The organism is Vicinamibacterales bacterium (assembly GCA_035699745.1).
Classification (GTDB): domain Bacteria; phylum Acidobacteriota; class Vicinamibacteria; order Vicinamibacterales; family 2-12-FULL-66-21; genus JAICSD01.
Map to the genome: position 1 here is coordinate 169,639 of DASSPH010000107.1, position 19,982 is coordinate 189,620.

15 protein-coding genes are annotated in these 19,982 nt (G+C 69.1%); 13 read left to right on the top strand and 2 right to left on the bottom strand.

The window, feature by feature from the left end:
* Positions 1–154: 154 nt before the first annotated feature.
* The 8 genes from VFK57_25140 (at position 155) to VFK57_25175 (ending at position 10,296) form a co-directional block, all read left to right on the top strand.
* A complete protein-coding gene (locus VFK57_25140; GenBank protein ID HET7699029.1) occupies positions 155–769 on the top strand; it encodes an outer membrane beta-barrel protein in 615 nt (204 codons plus the stop codon).
* A 164-nt stretch (positions 770–933) separates the two neighbouring features.
* Positions 934–3,096 carry a S8 family serine peptidase gene (locus VFK57_25145; GenBank protein ID HET7699030.1) on the top strand — a complete coding sequence of 721 codons (2,163 nt, stop codon included), beginning with the start codon at positions 934–936 and terminating at the stop codon, positions 3,094–3,096.
* A gap of 14 nt (positions 3,097–3,110) precedes the next feature.
* Complete coding sequence (locus VFK57_25150) at positions 3,111–4,283, top strand: serine protease (protein HET7699031.1); 1,173 nt, start codon at positions 3,111–3,113, stop codon at positions 4,281–4,283.
* A gap of 9 nt (positions 4,284–4,292) precedes the next feature.
* A complete protein-coding gene (locus tag VFK57_25155) occupies positions 4,293–5,318 on the top strand; it encodes a hypothetical protein (GenBank protein HET7699032.1) in 1,026 nt (341 codons plus the stop codon).
* Positions 5,315–7,132: a S8/S53 family peptidase gene (locus VFK57_25160; GenBank protein ID HET7699033.1), complete on the top strand. Its 1,818-nt coding sequence runs from the start codon at positions 5,315–5,317 to the stop codon at positions 7,130–7,132. Before VFK57_25155 ends, VFK57_25160 begins: the two co-directional genes overlap by 4 nt.
* 40 nt (positions 7,133–7,172) lie before the next feature.
* The gene (locus VFK57_25165) at positions 7,173–7,559 is read left to right on the top strand and encodes a hypothetical protein (protein HET7699034.1); all 387 of its coding nucleotides are present in this window, start codon (positions 7,173–7,175) and stop codon (positions 7,557–7,559) included.
* Positions 7,560–7,571: 12 nt separating this feature from the next.
* The gene (locus VFK57_25170; GenBank protein HET7699035.1) at positions 7,572–8,606 is read left to right on the top strand and encodes a hypothetical protein; all 1,035 of its coding nucleotides are present in this window, start codon (positions 7,572–7,574) and stop codon (positions 8,604–8,606) included.
* A gap of 532 nt (positions 8,607–9,138) precedes the next feature.
* On the top strand, positions 9,139–10,296 hold the full coding sequence (locus VFK57_25175; GenBank protein HET7699036.1) for a hypothetical protein: 1,158 nt from the start codon (positions 9,139–9,141) through the stop codon (positions 10,294–10,296).
* Here VFK57_25175 and VFK57_25180 read toward each other — a convergent pair.
* Complete coding sequence (locus VFK57_25180; GenBank protein HET7699037.1) at positions 10,290–12,050, bottom strand: winged helix-turn-helix domain-containing protein; 1,761 nt, start codon at positions 12,048–12,050, stop codon at positions 10,290–10,292. The genes VFK57_25175 and VFK57_25180 overlap by 7 nt on opposite strands.
* 75 nt (positions 12,051–12,125) lie before the next feature.
* On the opposite strand from VFK57_25180, the gene VFK57_25185 reads away from it, so the two are divergent.
* The 3 genes from VFK57_25185 (at position 12,126) to VFK57_25195 (ending at position 16,218) form a co-directional block, all read left to right on the top strand.
* Positions 12,126–14,183, top strand: coding sequence for a multicopper oxidase domain-containing protein (locus tag VFK57_25185; GenBank protein HET7699038.1), 2,058 nt, complete (start codon positions 12,126–12,128; stop codon positions 14,181–14,183).
* A 21-nt stretch (positions 14,184–14,204) separates the two neighbouring features.
* A complete protein-coding gene (locus VFK57_25190; GenBank protein ID HET7699039.1) occupies positions 14,205–15,662 on the top strand; it encodes a M20 family peptidase in 1,458 nt (485 codons plus the stop codon).
* 64 nt (positions 15,663–15,726) lie between these two features.
* Positions 15,727–16,218, top strand: a complete 492-nt coding sequence (locus VFK57_25195) for a hypothetical protein (protein ID HET7699040.1) — start codon at positions 15,727–15,729, stop codon at positions 16,216–16,218.
* 19 nt (positions 16,219–16,237) lie between these two features.
* Here the strand turns inward: VFK57_25195 and VFK57_25200 are convergent, their stop codons facing one another.
* Positions 16,238–16,543, bottom strand: coding sequence for an RNA-binding protein (locus tag VFK57_25200; protein ID HET7699041.1), 306 nt, complete (start codon positions 16,541–16,543; stop codon positions 16,238–16,240).
* Between the two features lie 781 nt (positions 16,544–17,324).
* Here VFK57_25200 and VFK57_25205 point away from each other — a divergent pair.
* Both VFK57_25205 and VFK57_25210 read left to right on the top strand, forming a co-directional pair.
* Entirely contained in the window at positions 17,325–18,581 is a 1,257-nt protein-coding gene (locus VFK57_25205; protein ID HET7699042.1) for a TolC family protein, read from the top strand.
* Positions 18,578–19,801 (top strand): efflux RND transporter periplasmic adaptor subunit, encoded by a 1,224-nt coding sequence (locus tag VFK57_25210; GenBank protein ID HET7699043.1) that lies wholly within the window; start codon positions 18,578–18,580, stop codon positions 19,799–19,801. The genes VFK57_25205 and VFK57_25210 overlap by 4 nt, the downstream gene beginning before the upstream one ends.
* Positions 19,802–19,982: the final 181 nt, after the last annotated feature.

Below are 19,982 nucleotides of genomic sequence, written 5' to 3' on the forward strand. Positions count from 1 at the left end.
AATTTCCCGCACGCACCCGAAGGAGTTCCCGGCCGCCGCACCGCCCGGGGGGCCGAGCGTAACAGCGGCGCCGCCCGCCCGCAACGCGGCGGTGGCCTGCTCTGTGCTTCTCGCCCTGGTGACAACGCTGGAGATCCTGGAAGACAGGTGCTTTATGCGCGTCGCTTCCCCTCTCGCGGCACTTCTCGTGCTGGTCCTCGCCTCCGGCTCCGCTTCCGCACAAACCGCCGGGCGCGGAAACGTCTGGCGCCACGGCACCACCGTGACCGGGTTTGCCGGGATCGCCACCGATGGCTCGCGCAGCGGTCCGTCGATCGGCGGCTCCATCGGGTGGGAAGTCACGCCCCGGGTCTCTCTGGACGGGGACGGCGCGTGGCTCGAGTTCGGGGATGGCATGTCGACGTTCGCGGCCTCCCTCAAAGCGCGCGCCCGCATTCTCGGAATCCGGCCGGTCGATCCGTTCATCGAGGCAGGCGTCGGGTTCTGCCGCACGTCGGTGGCCATGACGACGAGGCGGCCGCCCGCGTTCTACGCACGGCGACTGTCCGCCGGCATGATGCCTGGCGGTCCCGAGATGACGTTCACCGATCCGACGTTGGCGATCGGGACCGGCGTCCACATCTTCGTCAGCCGGCGTTTTTCGCTCAGACCGGCGCTGGATGCGACGGTCGTGCTCCGTGACCGGCGGCATTACGTGATCACCACCGCCGCCCTGCAGGCGGTCTTCCATCTGGAGGACCACCCCGTCACGCCGTCCGGGAGACGGTGACGTCCCGGCCCCTGTTCGGTACGCCGCTCTCCGTCGTTATAACCGGGTAGCCCCGCTGCAGACGCCCCGGGTCTATCGAGGCGCCGGACGACTGCGCGGGTTCAGCCACACCATCGCCGAAAAAGCGGTTGACGTCCGTCCAGGTTCTTCGATGGAGGACTTACATGCTGCGTCATGGCGTCCTGGGCGCTTCAGCTCTTCGAGTGCTCTGCCGCTCGCTGGTGCTGCTCGCCGGTGGTACGACGATCAACGCCGGCGTCGGCGCACAGGCGGATGTCAAGACCACCACGGCCCCCAGCGAACTCGTCGTTCACTTTTCGGGTGGCCTGGTCTCGAGCAACTTCGCTACCACGATTGTCGACCTCGCGGCCGCGGGCCTGATCCCCCTGCGCGTGTACGTGGATCGCGACGGGCTGACGCCGCAGCAGATCCTGCTGAAGCTGAATCTGCTGCCGGTCGAGACCGTTGCGCCCGAATTCGACCGGTATCTCTGCTCCATCAACGCGCACGTCTGTACCGTCCGCAACGGGCACGGCGTCTGGACGAACGAGAAGGCGCCGCCGGACGCGGCGGTTACGAGCACTCTCTGCCCCGACCGGCGGCTGCCGGACTACGCCCTCTGTCTGCCGCAGCTCGACGTGCGCTCCTTTACCAGCGTCAGCAAGCTGAAATACACGGCCGGCGTCGATGAACCGCTCGGCGCGATTGTCACCTCACGCACCGAAGGATGCGCCCGCTGGGACGAACGCTGTACCCGGCTCGTCGCCGGCTTCAATCCGGGTGTGGACTGGAACGCCAAAGGATTCTCGGGGGAGCTGCTCCTGCCCGCCCGCCGTGTAACGCTGCGTCTGCCGGTCGGATCTCCGGATCACCTCACCCGCCTGACGAAGGTGCTCGACCTCTCTGCCGCGAAGCTCACCAAGGCTGGCCAGACCACGGCCGCCAACCCGCGGATCGTCTACGCCGTCCCCAACGCCGCGATGAAGGGCGGGGGCGGGTCGCCGGTTCCCATGGAATCGCCGGCCGACTCCCGGGACGTGCTCCTCAAGATGAAGTATCCGTACGCGACGGCGGCCGAGATCGACAAGGTCCACCTCAGGAAGGTCACCGTCGGCATCTGGGACAACCCCGTCGACGGCAATCACTGCGACTTTCTCGGGCGCGGCGGCGAGCGCAATCCGTTCATGAAACCGCCGGACAACCTGCCGCCCGATCCCAATGGCCCGCGGCTTCCGGTGAAGGTCAAGGCGTGCGGCGAGGCGCGCGTCCCCAGCTCCTTCAGCGAGCACTTCGATCACGGCACATTCGTGGCCGGGTTGATCGCCGCCCGGGAGAACGGCGTGGGCGTGGTCGGCGCGGATCCGCGCGCGACCATCTGGGCGTTCGAGTACGCGAAGGACCGGTTCGTCAACAACGACCCGATCGTCCGCATCGCCAGCGAGCACGGGCCGCCCGACATCGTCAATCTCAGCCTGCAGGATGAACTCCTGCGCACCGTGCGGTCGGAACTGGAGCTGATGGTCGAGCAGTACCGCTCCGTCGTCCTCTACGTCGTCGCCGCCGGCAACAACGGGGCGACGGTGAGCGCGGGGCAGAACTGCCCGTTCGTGCCCGGCTGCTTCTCGACCATCCCCGCGCTCGCCGAGAACGTCGTCAGCGTGGTGGCGCTGGCGGCCGATGGCGAGTCGCCGCTGGAAGGGGCGCATGCGACCAACCGGGGCACCGCGTTCGACGTCGCCGCGGTCGGCGTCGCGACCAGTACCCTGTACGGCGACTCCACGGGCGAGATGGACGGCACCTCGGTCGCGGCGCCGTTCGTCTCCGGGCTGGCCGCGCTGCTCAAGGCGCAGTCGGTGCGAACCTCCCTCGCGCCCGCCACCCTGCGGCAGCGGATCCTCTATACCGCCGACTTCTCCGAACAGCTCGACGAGATCGCGCGCTTCGGGCGCATCAACTTCGCTCGAGCGCTCGCCACCGCCCGCGACTCGACGACGTTCAAGCCGAACCGGCAGCCGGGCGTCGACGGCAGCCGGCAATTGATCAAGCAGGGCGAGTCGATCGTGATCAATGAGGCCGTGCAGAACGGCGTCGAGCTGCCGGCGGTCACCGGCGGGCGGCCGCTGCCGCTGACGCGGCTTCGGCGCCTGGCGTTCGACAGCGCCTCGGGGAAGTACTGGGTCGTCTTCGTCGACGAGCTGGGGGCGCTGCAGAAGTACAGCAAGGTGGTCTTTGCCGCGAACTCGTTCCTGAGGTACCGGGGAGGGCCCGCGACGCAAGTCAACCTGACCGACGTCCAGGACTTCACCTGCGCGCTCGACTGCAAATGACCGCGAGGACTCCCATGCGCATGCGATTCGCGACCACTGCCCTTGCATTCGTCGGCGCGCTCGCCGGAGCCCGGATCGCTCAGGCGCAGATCCACCGCGAAGGCCTGCCGCAGGCACTCAAGGAACCGTTGAAGGCGTCCGCCTTCAAGGACCGCGGCGACGGCGTTGTCTGGATGGGAAGGGTGGATGCCCCGCCCGAGTCTGCGTGGATCCGCGTGCACTTCAAAAACATCAAGTCGCCGCCGGACAGCAAGTACACCATCGTCCTGCGCGACCGGTCCGAGCGGGTCGCCGCCCGCTACACCCCGGGGCAGTTCGCAGACTCGCAGGAGTTTCTCTCGGACGTCCTGTTCACGAACCGGGCGACGATCGAGGTCGAGGGCACGCCCCGCGCGCTCACGTTCGAGGTCGATCGCATCATCTACGAGGTCGATTCGGTCGGGCGCCTGGTCCCGCAGTCCACCGTTCCCAACTGGCGCACCGTGCCGGAGGCGGTCACGCTGCTGAAGAAGCCGACGCTCGCCGAGGCGGCGCGCTCGGTCGCCAAGCTGTTCGTGGGAGACGGGTTCGTGTGCACGGGATTCCTGATCGCGCCGAACCTGCTGCTCACCAACCATCACTGCCTGCGCGAATCGCTGTCGTTCAGCCAGAGCGACGGCGCTCCGCTCGAGCGCCGGCAGTGCAGCGACATCGTGCTCCTCTTCGATTTCGATCAGCAGGGAGCGCCCACCCGGGCGATCCGCACGCGATGCGTCGGCGTCAAGGACTTCGATCCCAGGCTGGACTTCGCCGTGCTGCAGCTCGATCCGAAGGCCGTCGAGATCGAGAAGGCGCCGCGGCCGTTCCTGAAACTGGCCGACGGCCCCACGACGTTCAAGGGCGGCCTGTATGTGCTCCACCACCCGGCGGGGCTCGCCAAGAAGGTGTCGTTCGCCTGCGAGTCGTTCGAGGGCAAGGCCGATGCCGCGCCAATCCTCGAGCACGACTGTTCGACCGTCGGCGGCAGCTCCGGCTCGCCGCTCTTCAATGAGGCAGGCGAGGTGGTGGCGCTGCACTTCGCCGGCGCCTACCCGCGGAACCTCACGATGGAAGAGATCGAGATCAACATCATGCGCGGCGCGATCTACCGCAACAAGGCCAGGCCGGTCAGCGCGCTGCAGCCCCGCCTCGCGGCGCTGGTCCGGTAGGAGGACTCGATGCTTCGTCTCAGACCCGCTTTGCTCGCAGCCGCGTTGGTGATGGGCGCCGCCGATGCCGAAGCCCGGAACGAACGCTACGTCATCGTCGATCTCACCGCCACGCCGCCCGCCCTCGTCGTGGTGCCGTCCTCGGCGCCCAGCTTCCCGAAGAACATCGCGGCGTCGTGCGCGTCCACCGATGGTCACAAGCCCGAGGAGATTCAGGCGGCAATCGTGTGTCTCCGCCCGTCGAGCAATCTGCGCTGGGTGTCGACTCGTGACGACCGCCTGCACTTGTACGTGATCTACCGAGGCGCGCGCAGCCCCAGATTCCGGTTCATCGAGGAATCACGCAAGACGCGGCTGGCAACCGACCTCGGGAAGCTGCTGCGGCTGGCAAAGGGCCTGTTGGAGGCCGGTCGCGCTGATTCCGCTGCACTGAACTGCGTCAGCGCGGGCTACGTCCTGGAGCGCAAGCGGGCGAACCTGACGGTCAGCGTCCAGCAGGAAGCGCCGGCGCAGGCGGGACCCGTCCTCGAGGGAGGCACGGGCAGCGCGGATGGGCCGTCCGAACAGCCGAGCGCGTCCGCGATGATCGTCACCGGCCCGTCCGAACACTACTTCCTCTCCGCGGACCTGCCGTTCAAGCGCTTCAACGAACTCAAACTCAACGAGCAGACCGGGCTCGTCGAGCCGGTCAAGTCGCCGACGTCATTCTTCGTGGGCCTGGGGTATGCGCTGGGCGATCTGCTGAGCGAAGGCGGCGGGTGGCGGGACGACCTGGTCATCAAGGGCTCGATCAAGTTCGACAAGCAGCCGCTCGAATCGTACGGGGTCGCTCTCGGCTATCGCGGCGCGTTGCTGTCCAGCCTCGGCCTGAACTTCGATGCGGTCTCCCCGTTCGTGGGCTACTTCTGGACGCGCGGCACGCTGCCCGCGGGCTCGCCGCCGGGGGCAAAGATCGAACGCAAGGGGACCTTTCAAATGGGGTTTTCCTTCAACCTCGACGCCGCGCTCGGGTGGACGAAGGGGGACGGCAAGTGACGCCGCGGCTCGGCACGGCGATGCTGTGCGCCGTGGTCGGAGGCATATCTCTGGGCGGACAGTCCAGGCCGGCCAGCGAGGTGGACGTGCGCGGCATCGTCGTCGTCCTCGACGACAGCGGCGATGCCGAGTCCGCACGCGAGTCGCTGCAGCGCAGCGGCGGTACACGAGGCGAGCCGGAAGCCGATGCGGTTCGCCTCGCTCTTCCGCCGGACGCGCGAACCCTCGGGCATGCATGGCAGCGGGCCTACGAGGCGGCATACCAGGCGGGTCCGGGCGACGTTCTGCAGAAGAAGCCCGGCGTCGCCTACGCGCTTCCGTCCGTGACCCATGCGCCTGATGAAGGTGAAGAGATCAGCGATCGCGTCTGTCCTCCGTGCGATCCCGTCGCCATCAAACGCAGCAAGTGCAACAACCCTGTTCCCGGCGCCCTCCAGGACCCGGAATGGAGCCTGGACGGGACGCACGGCGCAAACGTCCTTGCGGCTCACGAGATGTTCGCGCGTGCCGCGGCTGCGAATGGCCCGCCCGCCGGTCCCGGCGCCGGCGTCGTCGTCGGCCATCCCGACACCGGGTACCGGAAACATCCTGAGATCTGGCCGGGGATCGATGCGGCGAGCGGCTGGGACTTTCTCGGCGATCGCGACGACCCCGAAGACCCGCTGCTGACCGGCACACTGCGGAATCCCGGGCACGGCACCAAGACCGCCAGCGTGATCGTGAGTTCCAAGGAAAGCCGGCTCACGCCGACCCGATGGGTCACCGGCGTGGCGCCCGGCGCGACGCTGATGCCGCTGCGCGTCGTCGAAGGCGTGCTGATGTTTCACGACGACCTGCTGAAGCTCCAGGTCAATTCCTCACGCCTGGCGGACGCCATTCGCGCCGCGTCAGGACCGAACCGGCACAAGGCGAAGAAGCACGCGGACGTGATCTCGATCAGTCTCGGCAGTCTGCCCGGCACCCGCGATCTCGCCGACGCGATCGCCTACGCCGAGTCGCGCGGCGTCATCGTCATTGCCGCCGCCGGCAACCAGGTTCCGGGCCGGCGCGTGGTCTTTCCTGCCGCCTATCCGACGGCCGTCGCCGTCGCGGCGACCAACTATGACAGCAAGGTGTGGGAGTGTTCCTCGCGCGGCCGGCGCGTGGTGATCTCGGCGCCCGGTGAATCGGTGTGGACGGCTGCCGCGCCGGGCGGGCAATCCTGCGTCCAGGCAAGCACCGGCACATCGTTCGCGACGGCGACGATCGCCGGTGTCGCAGCGCTGTGGCTGTCCTATCCGGACCGCGAGCATCAGCGGGAGCTGGCGCAGTTGCGTGGCGATGCGGCACGCGGCGAGCAGAACCGCATTCCCCGCGCCTTTCGCGAGGTGCTCAGCCGTGCGTATCGCCGCCCCGCCGCGTGGGATCCCTCGGCGCTCGGACCCGGGATCGTGGACGCCGTCAAGGTGCTCGAGCGCCCCAGCGTCCTGATCGGCGCCGAGGCCTTCGGCCGGCTCGTCGATCGCACCCGCGTCGAAGCGGCGCGCGAAGATTGGTGTCCCACGGACCCGGGGGCGTTTGCCGGCCTGCGCGGCATCTTCTCCGAGGCATCCGATCCCCGGGAACGCGTCGAGGCGCTCCTCGGTCCGGACTTGTGTGCCACAGCCGTCGTCGCCGACGAGATCGCAATGCTGTACACCGTGGATTCCCGCGTCACCGACGCCGTCCTGAGAATCAGCGGCCGCGAGACGCCCGCGGCGAGCGAGTACGCCAGGGCACGTGCCGCGATCCGTCGCGCCGATGTCTCGCCGCAACTTCAGCGCCTCGTTCGCTAACCACGTGCGTCGGCGGTCGTTGAGCCGCCAGGGAGTGCATATGGCCAAGTCCAGGAGAATGCAGACATCGCGCAAGCCGGCGATCTCGAAGGCGGCGCAGAAGCTGTCCTCGCGACGAGCCGCGGCGTCCGCACCTTCAACGAGCCTCGAACCGATGACCAGGAGTCTGGAGGCGACGCTCAAGCAGTTGCGGGCGCTCAAGACAACGGGCGAGGTTCACCAAGCGCGTGTGATCCTGAAACGGTACCTCGCCGAAATCGAGGCCATCCTGCCTGCACAAAGCTCCGCGCGGAAGTCGCCAGGCGGCAGGCGAGATGCTCCGGGAGCGGCGTCCGTGGAGTGGGACGATGAGGACAGCTCTGCCGGCGTGGCTGGGGATGCGCCGAGCATGTCGACGCATGGCTCGGGCGGCGGAGGCTTCGATTAAAGGACGTCCCGGATGAAGCTTCCGTTCGATCTCGGCGTCAAGCTGATCTTTCGGCTGCTGCTGCCGGGTTTTCTGTTGATGCTCGGCGTGCGGCCGATTCTGCTCACGCTGGCGGACGCCTCGGGCGCGTCCGCTTACAACGACGTGGTGTGCGTCGTTGCCGCCCTGATTCTCGGCTGGGTCGTCACGCTGCTGGACATGCCGATCTACATGCTGTTCGAAGGGCGCCGGTTCTGGCCGCACGCACTGTGGGAGCTGGGCGTCCGGCGCGAGACGGCGCGGCTGCAGCGTTGGCGGGAGAGAGAGCGATCCCACTACAACCGGTCCCTGATCGACCCCAACCCGATTCACCGGCGGCGCTACGAGGAGGCGAGCGTCGAGCTCCGCCGCTTCCCTCTCGACGAGGCGACGGGCGAGTACACCGCGGCGTTTCCGACCCGGTTCGGCAACGCCGTCACCGCGTTCGAGCAGTATCCGTATACCCGCTACGGTGCGGACGCCATCTTCTTCTTTCCGCGTGTCTGGTCGACGCTCGACAAAGACGCCAGGGAGGAGCTCGACACCCAGCAGGCGCTCGCCGACAGTGCGTTGTACTCGAGCGTCGCCGTCTGCGTCACCGGGCTGCTGTGGATCTCCTACCTTGCCGTGCCGTGGGTGTATCCCGGTCTTCGCTACACCGCGACGCCGCGCGTTGCGCTGCTGATTGGCGCGGCCGGTCTGCTCAGTTCCGCGGCGCTCTACCGCGCCGCGATCCACGTGAACGATCAGTTCGGCAGCGCGTTCCGGGCCGTCTTCGACATGCGCCTGGCATCGGTGCGCAAGCAACTCCTCGCCCGCGATGGTGTGTTGGGACTGGTGGCAGAGCTCACCGGCGAGTCGACTGCCAACGCCCCGTTGCGGGATCAGTACAAAATCGTGTGGCGCTACCTTCAGAACTACCGCGTCAAGTGTCCGGCCTGCGGGCTGGTGGTGCCGCCGCCCCGGTTCGCCTCCCACTCCTGCGCCCCGTCGATCGCGTCCGATCGCGATGCCGCGGCGCGCGCGTAAAAGCGGCTTCATCCCGACGCCGATCGCCGCGCGGGATCTCGCGGGCACCACCGCCCGTCGATGTGATACTCTGGAGATCCTTTCCTGAGCTTCCGGCCGCCACCGGGCCGCCCGCCTCATCAAAGTGATCGGCCCCGGGTCGATCCGCGACATTCACGGTGGTGATCGGAACAACTCCACGTGCAGATCTCTTTCGACGCGTCAGTTCCGAGCGCGACTCCGGCTCCCGGGCTCGAGTGGCGTGGCGGCCGGATGTATGCGGACCTCTGATTTCCGCAAAGCCCCGGCGCACGACTCGTCGCCGGCTGCCGCCGACGCGCTGCCGACGTGCTGTCCGACATGCCGGTCGCGCAGCATTTCGACCACGGCACGCAATCCGGACGCCCACGCCTATTGGCGGTGTGGCGCGTGCGGCGAGGTGTGGAATGCCTCGCGGCGCGCCTCGGTGAGAAGCCCGGGCCCGACCTGGCGGTGACCGTCAGGAACGCGCGCGTCCTGAACGCGCCCGCTCTCGCGCGATAATGACGGCGTGATGCATCTTCGATCCCGGGCGTTGCTGCTTATCGCCGCGGTCGCCGCTGCCGGCGCCGCCGCGGCCGGGGCTCCGCCGCGAGCCGCCGGCGTGACCCTCCTCCGGACGCCCGACGGCGGCATCCAGCCGCAGGCGGTGGTAGACGACGCCGGAACCCTGCACCTGCTGTACTTCAAGGGGGATCCGGCCCACGGGGATCTGTTCTATTCCCGCCTTCCGGACGGCGCCGCGACGTTCACGCCACCGCTGCGCGTGAACAGCGAAGCCGGCTCCGTCATCGCCACTGGATCCGTGCGCGGCGGGCAGATCGCGCTGGGCCGGACCGGCTTCGTCCACGTCGCCTGGAATGCGTCACGTCCGATCGAGCGCAACGGCGCCAGGCAGACGCCGATGTGGTATGCGCGCCTGCGTCCCGGCGGCCGGGCCTTCGATCCGCAACGCGCCATCGGCAGCCAGCTGCGGCACCTCGACGGCGGCGGTTCGGTCGCGGCGGACCGCGCCGGCCATGTCTACGTCGTGTGGCACGCAGCCGGCGCGCGCGACGGTGAATCACATCGACGGCTCTACGTCGCTGCGTCTGCGGACGACGGCGTGCGATTCTCGAGCGAGGTCCCCTTCGGGGATGCCGCCGGCTTGTGCGGCTGCTGTCAGGTGGAAACCCTCGCGGATCGGGACGGGCGGCTGAACGTGTTGTATCGCGCCGCCGGGGAATCCACTCACAGAGACGCGATGTGGCTCAGACTCGTCCGCGGGAGCTTCACGCCGCCCATCCGGCTCCACGGATGGGAGCTCCCGGCGTGTCCCATGACGACATTCGCGATGGCGTTGCGCGGCAGCGACATCGTGGCCGCATGGGAGACGCAGCAGCAGATCTACGCTGCGGTGTTGACGCCAGGCTCCGAGCGCGTCTCCGCACCGGCCGCGATGTCCGGCACCGCGCTGCGAAAACATCCCAGCGTGGCGGTGAACGCCGCGGGGGACACACTCTACGCCTGGACCGAAGGCACGGCATGGGCGCGCGGCGGTACGGTGGCATGGGAGCTGCGGGATTCCGGCGGCGCGCGTCTCTCGTCGTCGCCGGCAGCGGGCGAGGTGCCTGTCTGGAGTCTCGTTGCCGCCGCCGCCCGCCGAGATCGATCGTTCCTGATCGTTCACTGAGCCGATCGCCCCGGCGACGACGCGGCGCGGCGTCCGAGCTGTGCGAAACGCGGATCGCCGTGCACCTGGTCGAGGCGCGGGTCGACGCGGACGTACGCGATCCAGCCGGACCGCTCCTGCACCGCACGGTCGAACCACTCGAATGCCGCGTCCACCTCGTCCAACGCCGCGCGGATGACGCCGAGCTCGTAGGCAAAGAGTCCCTTGTCACCGCGCAACCGCTCGAGGTCGGAGGCGACCCGGCGCGCCGCCCGGTGTTCGTGTGCCGAGGCCAGCGCGTGGCCAAGTCCGGCGAGCATCACCGGGCTGTTCGACGAACACCGCACCGCTTCCTTCAGCCTCTCGACTGCGTCAACGCCGCGTCCCAGCCGCTCGAGCGCCCAGCCGGCGAAGAAGTGACCCCAATGAAATCCCGGCTCCATGCGCACCACGCGCTCCGACTGCTCCAGCGCCGCGGCGTATTCGCGCGCCATGTAGTGATGCCACGCGACATGCGCGTGCATCAGCGGATTCAGCGGATCCAGTTCGACGATCCGCCGGCAGGCGCCGAGCGACTCGCCGAACCGCGCCGCGGCGCAGAGCGCGTGCGAGTGCCAGTGGTGCGCGTCCACCCATGCCGGATTCAGCGCGATCGCCTGGCCGAACTCCTCGAGCGCGCCGGCGGTGTTCCAGTCGAAGTGCAATTGCGCATATCCGACGGCCGTGTGGCCGGCGGCGAGCTGGGGATCGAGCGCGAGCGCGCGGTCCGCCGCCGCCTTCGCCCTGGCGAGCGCCTCCGACGGCGGAAGCAGACCCGACTCCCAGGCGCCAAGCGTCCCGTAGACCGAGGCGAGCGCGGCATGCGCGGGAGCAAATGTCGGGTCGACCTCCACGGCGCGCTGAAACCGATCGAGCGCTTGCCACACCACGTCGCCGGGCCGCTTGTTCCAGAGGAAGCGCCCCTCGAGATACAGCGCGTACGCGTCGCTGCTCGAAGTCTTCGAGGTGACGAGCGGACCGGCGCGCCGCACGACGTGCTGCGTCAGCGTGTCCGCAATCATGCCGGCGATATCGTCCTGGACGGCGAAGATGTCTTCGAGGCGCCGATCGAACCGGCCGCTCCACGCGGTGAACCCGTCGCCGGCGCGCACCAGTTGCACCGCGATCCTGACCATCTCGCCCGACTTGCGGACGCTGCCTTCGAGGAGCCAGGCGACGATCAGATCCCGCGCGATGGCCTTCGCGTCAATCGCCTGGCCCTTGAACCGCTGTGAAGAGGTGTAGGACGCGACGCGCAGCTCGGAAACCCGCCCGAGCGCGTTGATGATCTCTTCGCTCATCCCCTCGCAGAAGAACGCCTGGTCGCGAGCCGCGCTCATGTCCGTGAACGGCAGGACGGCAATCGAATTGTCAGGGGCGGCGTCCGCCGACGCCCCTGCGGACGCCGCCGGCGCGTCCCGGCTCACGGCGGCCGCAAACCGGTAGCCGCGTTTCGGGACGGTCTCGATATACCGCGTCCCGTCCTGTTCCAGCACCTGGCGAAGGCTGAAAATGCCCTTGGTCAGGTTCCCTTCCTCGACCGCCACGTCGGGCCAGACCGATCGCAGCAACGTGTCCTTGTCGACGAGCCGTCCGGCATTGGCGAGGAGCGCGACGAGCAGATCGAAGAGCTTGGGCGTCAGGGGAACCGGCACGCTGTCCCGCTTCAGCGATCGGTCGGCGGCATCGAGAACGAACGGGCCGAACCTGAACGCGGAGCTCGCCGGTTCCGGCATGGGGGAAGAATTCTACAAGAAAAATTCCAGCCGCCCGGAAGGACAGCCGCCGGCTCGCGCCGGTATCGTCAGGCCATGTTGACCGGCCACACGACGCGCGTGAAGAGCCCCACGGCAGCCGCGGCGGCGCCGAGGCTGGCGTCCGTGGTGGTTGTCGGCGGCCGCGACGAATCCGCGGTGCTCGCGTTCGCCGCCGGCGCCGCCGAACCGCTCGGATCTCCCTGGGCGCCTGCGCTCGTCGAGAGCGCCCGCCAGCGGCGTATCGAGATGCCGCGCCTCGGGCGTGTCCGCCATGCCAGCCCCGCCGGAATCGCGGCGGAAGTGGGCGGCCACAGCGTCGCACTGGGCAGCCGCGCATTGTTCGAGGCGCTCTCGATTTCGCTCGAAGCGCTCGGCCGGTGGCCGCAGCGCCTCGAACAGCGAGGCGAGCAGGTTCTGCTCGTCGCGATCGACGGCCGGGCGGCCGGACTCGTCGGGCTCGCCGGCAGTGCTCGACCGATGGACCAGACGGAGAGTGACATGGAAGAAGCAGTGTCGAACGATCGTTTTCCTTTTGAACCCGCAGGTCTGCCCGCCGTTCGATCCGTCGAACCGGTCCCCCTCGAGGACGGCGACGAATTCGAATTGCGGCTCGCCCCGGTGACCAGGCGGATCGGGAACGCGGAGCTCCGGCTCCTCGCCTACAACGGATCGATTCCGGGGCCCACCCTGCAGGTGCGCCAGGGAACCAGCGTGCTCGTGCGCGTGGTGAACGATGGCGACCTCGAGACGACGGTGCACTGGCACGGGTTGCGGATCGAGAACAGATACGACGGGACTCGTGCGACCCAGCGACCCATTCCCGTCGGCGGCACGTTCACGTATCGCCTCTCGTTCCCCGACCCGGGCGTCTACTGGTATCACCCGCACATCCGCGAGGACTACGGTCAGGAGCTCGGTCTTTACGGCAACATCGTGGTGCTGCCATCCGAGCCCGGCTACTGGGGTCCGGCTCACCGCGAACTGGCGGTCACGCTCGACGACATTCTCCTGGAAGGCGGCCGGGTCGCGCCGTTCAACCGCCTGCACCCGACCTACACGGCGATGGGCCGCTTCGGCAATGTGATGCTCGCCAACGGCGAGCCCGCGCTGTCGCTCGAGGCGCGGCTCGGCGAGGTGGTCCGCCTCTACCTCACCAACACCGCCAACACCCGTGTCTTCGACATCGGCGTGCGCGGCGCGCGGATGAAGCTCGTCGGAGGCGACAGCGGCCGCTGCGAGCGCGAGTCGTTCGTGGACGGCGTCGTGCTCGCACCGTCGGAGCGCGCCGTCGTCGACGTGCTGTTCGATCGCGCCGGAGACGCGGCGCTCGAACATCGAACGCCCGGCCGAACCTACCGGCTGGGGACGGTCACAGTGGCATCGGAGGCCGCGGAACCGGACCTCAGGAACACCTATGCGCAGCTGCGCGTGGACGACACGCTGGTCGCGATGCGCGAGGCGCTCGCCCCATTGCGTGGGGCTGAACCGGCGAAGACGCTGGCGCTCGTCGCGGAGATGGACATGGGCGCGCCGGACGACGCCGGTGCCGCGGCCCTCCACTACGTCTGTCCCATGCATCCGGACGTGATCAGCGGCGATCCCGGACGTTGTCCGAGATGCGGAATGAAGCTGCTGCCATCGCCGTTCGTCGAGGCGGCCGGCCACGGCGACACGCACGCCCCTGCCGCCCCCGCCGATGCGGAACAGGCCGGTATCGAGTGGGAGGACGACATGGTCGACGTGAACCGGCTCACCACGCCGGCGAACATGCGCTGGAAGCTGATCGATCGCGACACGGGCCTCGAGGGTGACGCGATCGACTGGCGCTTCCGGGTCGGTCAGCAGGTGAAGATTCGGATCGTGAACGAGATGGACTCCGATCACCCGATGCACCATCCCTTCCACGTTCACGGCGCCGGCCGCTTCCTCGTGCTGGCGCGCGACGGACGCGAGGATCGCAATCTGGTCTGGAAGGACACCGTTCTCGTCCGAACCGGCGAGACCGTCGACATCCTGCTGGACGTCAGCCACCCGGGCGTCTGGATGGCGCACTGCCACATCGCCGAGCACCACGAGAGCGGGATGATGCTCCGCTTCCGTGTGAACCGCTAGCGCTCGCCGGAGGAACCGCGTATGAAGACCCTGCTCCTGTTGATCGGCGCGGCGCTGCTGTCCGTCGCCGGGCTCAGTCTTGCGGCGCGCCATCGGGTTGCGCCATCCACCGTCGAGCGCGCAGCGGAGGTCCCGGTTCTCGCGGGCGCCGCCGAGCGCCTCGCCGCGGCGATACGGATCCGCACGATCTCCGCCGAAGACCGGGCGGATTTCGACGCCGCACCCTTCCGTGCCCTGCACGCTCACCTCGAGTCGGCCTTCCCCCGCGCGCACGCGACGCTCCGCCGCGAGACCGTCGGCAGCCACAGCCTGCTCTACGAATGGCCGGGCCGCGACCGTACGCTGAAGCCCATCCTCCTGGCCGGCCACCTCGATGTCGTGCCCGTCGAAGCCGGCACGGAGCGCGAGTGGCAGCACCATCCCTTCGAGGGACGGATCGCAGATGGCTTCGTGTGGGGTCGCGGCGCAATCGACAATAAGTCCGCGGTGGTCGGCATGCTGGAAGCGGTGGAGATGCTGCTCGCCGAAGGCTTTCAGCCGGCCCGTACGGTTTACCTGGCGTACGGCCACGACGAGGAAGTGGGGGGATCGGGCGGGGCGGCGCGCATCGCCGCGTTGCTGAAAACCAGGGGAGTACAGCTCGAGATGGTGATGGATGAAGGCGGCGTGATTGCCGAGCGGATCCTGCCGGGCACCTCGCGGCCGGTTGCACTCGTCGGGATCGCCGAAAAGGGGTTCGTGTCGATCGAGCTGAGCACCCTCGCGCAGGGCGGCCATTCCTCGCTGCCCCCGCCAGCGACCGCGGTCGGCATCCTGAGCGCCGCCGTCGCGCGCCTGGAGCAGCATCCGATGCGCGCGCGCTTCCCGGGTCCGACGCGGCAGCTCTTCGACCGGACCGCGCCGCACTTCCCTGCCGTGCAGCGCGCGGTCTTCAGCAACCTCTGGCTGACCGCGCCGCTGGTGCTCCGGCGGCTGGAAGCCAATCCCGCGACCAATGCCATGGTGCGAACGACGGCGGCGCCGACGATCTTCCAGGCGGGCACGAAGGACAACGTCCTCCCGCGCTACGCGCGAGCGGTCGTCAACTTCCGCATTCTTCCCGGTGACACCATCGCGAGCGTGCTCGCGTACGTGCGCAGCACCATCGCCGACGAACGGGTCACGGTGACGATCGGCGGCCGGTTCTCAGCCGAGCCGTCGCCGATCTCCCCCACCGGCACCGCGATCTTCCGCACTCTGGCGCAAGGTATTCGCCGCGTCCATCCCGACGCCATCGTCGCGCCGTATCTCGTGGCCGTGGCCACCGATGCGCGGTACTACGCCGATCTGAGCAGCAGCGTGTTCCGGTTCCTGCCGTTGCGGCTGACGTCCCAGGACCTGGCGCGCACGCACGGCGCGAACGAGCGGATTGGCATCCGCGAGTACGAATCGGCCGTGAGAACGTATCGCCAGCTGCTCCAGGACACCGCCGGGGGGTAAGAAGCCGCCCGCCCCTTGACCCTGGAACCGTTCCAGGCTCTACGGTAGACACGGAGGTTCACACATGCGCTTACTGCCGATCACGTGCCTGTTCACGATTCTTGGCGCCGCGGCGGCGCCGGTCACCGCCGCGCAGCATCAGCACGGGTCCGCTGACCAGCGGGCCCATGCCGTCATGGGCTTCGACCAGGAGCGGACCACGCATCATTTCGTCTTGTTCACCGACGGCGGTGCCATCGACGTCGCCGTCAAGGACCGCGCGGACGCCAGGAACCGCGACGCCATCCGGTCGCACCTGCCCCACCTCGCGGCGATGTTCGGCAGCGGCGACTTCGACGCGCCCATGTTGGTACACGATGCTCGCAACGTGCCGGGGACGGTGACGATGGCGGCCAGGAAAGCGGCGATCGTCTACCGCTACGTGGAGACTCCCAACGGGGGACGCGTGGACATCCGGACGTCCGACCGCGACGCGCTCGAGGCTGTGCACGCGTTCCTGAAGTATCAGATCGCCGAGCACAAGACCGGCGATCCGCTGACGCCCCGGCCGCGGTGACCGGTGCGTCGCGTACTTGTTACCAGCGCGATTCGCGACGCTGCCGGCCGCCGCGGAAGCCGTCGTTCGAGCGCGGCGACAGCGGTTTCGCTTCGTTGACCGCGAGACTGCGGCCCCCGAGCTGGTGCTGATCGAGCGTGGCGATCGCGCGCTGGGCGCCTTCGACATCGCTCATCTCGACGAAAGCAAAACCGCGTGCCTGGCCGGTGGCCCGGTCGCGCATGATGTTGACGCCGGCGACCTGACCGGCGCCGCCGAACAGGGTCTGAAGATCGGACTCGGTGGTGTCGTACGGCAGGTTGCCGACGTACAGCTTGGTGTTCATGGATACTCCTGCATCTCACGGATGCACTTGATCTGATGGCAGGCTCGAGCGGGATGCCCGGCGACGGAGCGCAGGAGAGTCGAACGAGTTCGGATCTGATGCGGAAGTCGGTAAAAGCGAGCTGTCAGAAGCCAATCACAGGATACCACATCGCCGCGTGCGGCTCGGGTCTTGCCCGGTCGGGGAATTCTCGGCGCCGGCGCGGAAAATCTCCCGCTCGCTGATCCAGCCCTTTTCAATCCACGCGAAAATCGCCGGGAATTGCGCGCGCGTCCGTCCCTGCCGGCTGGCGCGTGTGTTGCCGTACCTGCGGTTCGAGTCTCGACGTGCTGCGCGCACTCGCCCTTTCGATCGTGCTGACCCTCGCCGCAGGACCCGAGGTCTCCGTCTTGTGCGCGGCATGGTGTCACCCTGCCGCCGCGGCGGCCGGGCGTTGCCAACACGGCGGCGTCCCCGGCGTGACGACGAACGACCGCTGCGCCGACGCCTGCTCTCGGCCGGTCGCGGTCGTCCGCGGGGACGTCCAGCGGGAGGTCTCTGCCGGGCACAGTCACGCCGCCGTGCCGGCACCTTCGCACGTCGCGCGGCCGCCGCGCGACGCGGCCTCGGTCCGCGACTCGCGGCCGCAGTACGCGTCCGGAACACGACCACCTCTCATCGCCCTGCGCCTGTAACACACACCCCAGGCCATTCACACCTCGAGAACGCGCCCGCGCGCCTGGTTGTGCCGCGCCGGCGGCGCCGATTTCGAGGCCGGGACTTCATTCGGAGAGAGGCCGTTGTGAGAACCGTCCACAGACACCTGGCGGCAATCGTCGTCGTTGCGGCGATCGCGCCCGCGACCGTCGCCGGTCAGCGGCCGCCGTCGCTGCCTTCCCCGCTCGCGCTGCCCGACGTCGTCCGCATCGCGGCTGAGCGGCGCGACGAGATCCAGGCCGCCCGCGCCCGCATCCGGGCCGGCGAGGCGCGCGCCGCGATCGTCTCCGCTCTCGCGGATCCGATGATCTCTCCCTCGCTCGACCACTTGCCGTTCATGCTCGGCGGCGCCGACGTCAGCATCACGATCGAGCAGCAGATTCCGCTGTCCGGCATCCGCGGCCGCCGCCGCGCGGCGGCGCTGGCGGACGTGGAGCGCCTCCGGGCCGAAGCGAATCGCACCACGCTGGACGTGGGGATCGGCGCCGCGAGCGCCTACCTGATGCTGCAGGAGCGCCGGCGCACGGCGGCGCTGGTCGACGAGCAGATCGGGTTCGCGAAGGACGTCGTGACGGCGGCGAATGCGAGATACGCCAGCGGGACGGCGCCGCAATCCGACGTCCTTCGCGCGGAAGTCGAGGTCGCGCGGCTCGAAGCCCTGGCAGGCAGCCTGATCCGCGAAGTGCGAGGCGCCGAGGCGATGCTGAACACGAGCCTCGCGCTCGATGCCGATACGCCCGTCCCGCCCCTCGCGCCCGTTCCTCTGCGCGAGCCGCCACCCGACTGGCCGTCGATCAAAGCCGCGCTGGCCTCCCGGCCGGAGGTCGCGGCCGGCCGCGCCGAAATCGCGCGCGCGGAGGCCGAGGTGCAGGTGATGCGCGACATGTTCCGGCCGATGGCGACCATCCGGACGGGACCGTCCTACACGATGGCGGAAGGGCGCGGCTGGATGGCGATGGTCGGCGTCAGCCTGCCGATCTGGCGGAGCAAGCTCCGCGCGGGCGTCGCGGAGGCGCAGGCGATGCGGGCGATGTCGGAAGCGGACCTCCGCGCGATGACGCGGATGATCGAGGGTGAAGCGGCGGCCGCGGTCCGTCAGCTCGAGGCGGCGTATGAACGGCACGCGGCACTGACCGCGAACGTGCTCCCCCGCGCCCGCATGGCAATCGAACCGGCCGTCGCCGGCTACGCCGCCGGCCGGCTGCCACTCGTCAGCGTCATCGAAGCGGTGCAGGCGCTCTGGGTCGTGCAGGCCGACCTGGTCGCCGCGGAAACCGAACTCGGTCTGGCCTGGGCGCGGCTCGGCCGCGCCATCGGGTCGTACGAAGGGATCTGGCAATGAGCGCCACACGCTTTCTCCACCGAATCGCCGCGCCGCTCCTGTCGGCGCTCGCCACGGCCGTCGTGTTGATCGGCATCCTCTGGGTGCAGCACGCGCGATCGGGCTGGCCGTTCGATCGACCGCCGTCTACCCCGCCGCCCGAACACCCGGCCGGCATCGTGCCGACCAGCGGTGCCGGGACCGCTCACTCCCGGGTCCCGGTGGACGCCGACGCGGCGCAGTCGCTCGACATCCGCCTCGAAACGGTCGGCCACGAATCGCTGACGCAGACGGTCCGGGTGGTCGCGACGGTGGTCCCCGACGAGTCCCGCATCTCTCACGTGCACACGCGCGTCGCCGGCTGGATCGAGCATCTCGACGTGAACACGACCGGCGAGTTCGTGCAGGCCGGTCAGCCGCTGGCGCACATCTTCTCGCAGGAGCTGCTGTCGTCGCAGACCGAATACCTCGCCGCGCGACGCAACGCCGCGGCGTCGGGGATCACCAGCGCCGTGATCGCCGGCGGCCGCACACGCCTCGGCGTGCTGGGCATGCCGCCTGCCGAGATCGAGGCAATCGAACGAGGAGGCGAACCGCGCCGGCTGGTGACCGTCGTCGCTCCGCGCAGCGGCGTGGTGGTGAATCGCGGGGTCACTGCCGGCACGTCGGTCGACCCCTCGACGACGCTGCTGACGATTGCCGACCTGTCACGCGTGTGGGTGCTTGCCGAAGTCCCCGAGGCGAGCATCCCGGGCGTGCGCGTCGGCACCGCCGCGGAACTGGACTTCCCGGCGTCGGGCCGCGCGCCATTCGCCGCCCGGGTGGACTTCGTGTACCCGACGCTGAGCGAACGCACGCGCACGCTCCGCGTCCGTCTGTCGGTGCCGAATCCCAGCGGCGCGCTGAGGCCCGGGCTCTACGGCACTGCCGCGCTCCAATCCACCGGCCAGCACGTAATCACCGTGCCGCGTGACGCCGTCGTCGACACCGGACTCACACAGCACGTGTTCGTCGCCGCGGGCGGCATGTTCGAGCCGCGGCCGGTGACCGTCGGCGCGCAGCTTGCGGATCGCGTCGAGATCCGCGCCGGCCTGAACGGCGGCGAACAGATCGTCGCCGCCGGCGTCTTCCTCCTCGACTCGGAGAGCCGCCTGCGGGCCACGGGCGGAGCCGCCGGGCACCAGCACGGAACGACGCCGGATCCGCATGCCGGTCATCGGCAGCCGGCCGGAAGGAAGTAGCCGTCATGGTCGAACGGATCATCGAACTCTCGGTCCGCTACAAGTGGGTGGTGTTCGGCGCGGCGGCCGCGCTCGCGCTCGTGGCCGCGGATGCGCTTCGCAGGACGCCGCTCGACGCGCTCCCCGACCTGTCGGATCCGCAGGTGATCATCTACAGCGAGTGGATGGGACGCAGCCCGGA

What these genes read in the sequence shown, in the direction of transcription:
- VFK57_25140 (HET7699029.1), top strand. Translation starts at nt 155, where the DNA reads ATGCGCGTCGCTTCCCCTCTCGCGGCACTTCTCGTGCTGGTCCTCGCC.
- VFK57_25145 (HET7699030.1), top strand. Translation starts at nt 934, where the DNA reads ATGCTGCGTCATGGCGTCCTGGGCGCTTCAGCTCTTCGAGTGCTCTGC.
- VFK57_25150 (HET7699031.1), top strand. Translation starts at nt 3,111, where the DNA reads ATGCGCATGCGATTCGCGACCACTGCCCTTGCATTCGTCGGCGCGCTC.
- VFK57_25155 (HET7699032.1), top strand. Translation starts at nt 4,293, where the DNA reads ATGCTTCGTCTCAGACCCGCTTTGCTCGCAGCCGCGTTGGTGATGGGC.
- VFK57_25165 (HET7699034.1), top strand. Translation starts at nt 7,173, where the DNA reads ATGGCCAAGTCCAGGAGAATGCAGACATCGCGCAAGCCGGCGATCTCG.
- VFK57_25170 (HET7699035.1), top strand. Translation starts at nt 7,572, where the DNA reads ATGAAGCTTCCGTTCGATCTCGGCGTCAAGCTGATCTTTCGGCTGCTG.
- VFK57_25175 (HET7699036.1), top strand. Translation starts at nt 9,139, where the DNA reads ATGCATCTTCGATCCCGGGCGTTGCTGCTTATCGCCGCGGTCGCCGCT.
- VFK57_25180 (HET7699037.1), bottom strand. Translation starts at nt 12,050, where the DNA reads ATGCCGGAACCGGCGAGCTCCGCGTTCAGGTTCGGCCCGTTCGTTCTC.
- VFK57_25185 (HET7699038.1), top strand. Translation starts at nt 12,126, where the DNA reads ATGTTGACCGGCCACACGACGCGCGTGAAGAGCCCCACGGCAGCCGCG.
- VFK57_25190 (HET7699039.1), top strand. Translation starts at nt 14,205, where the DNA reads ATGAAGACCCTGCTCCTGTTGATCGGCGCGGCGCTGCTGTCCGTCGCC.
- VFK57_25195 (HET7699040.1), top strand. Translation starts at nt 15,727, where the DNA reads ATGCGCTTACTGCCGATCACGTGCCTGTTCACGATTCTTGGCGCCGCG.
- VFK57_25200 (HET7699041.1), bottom strand. Translation starts at nt 16,543, where the DNA reads ATGAACACCAAGCTGTACGTCGGCAACCTGCCGTACGACACCACCGAG.
- VFK57_25210 (HET7699043.1), top strand. Translation starts at nt 18,578, where the DNA reads ATGAGCGCCACACGCTTTCTCCACCGAATCGCCGCGCCGCTCCTGTCG.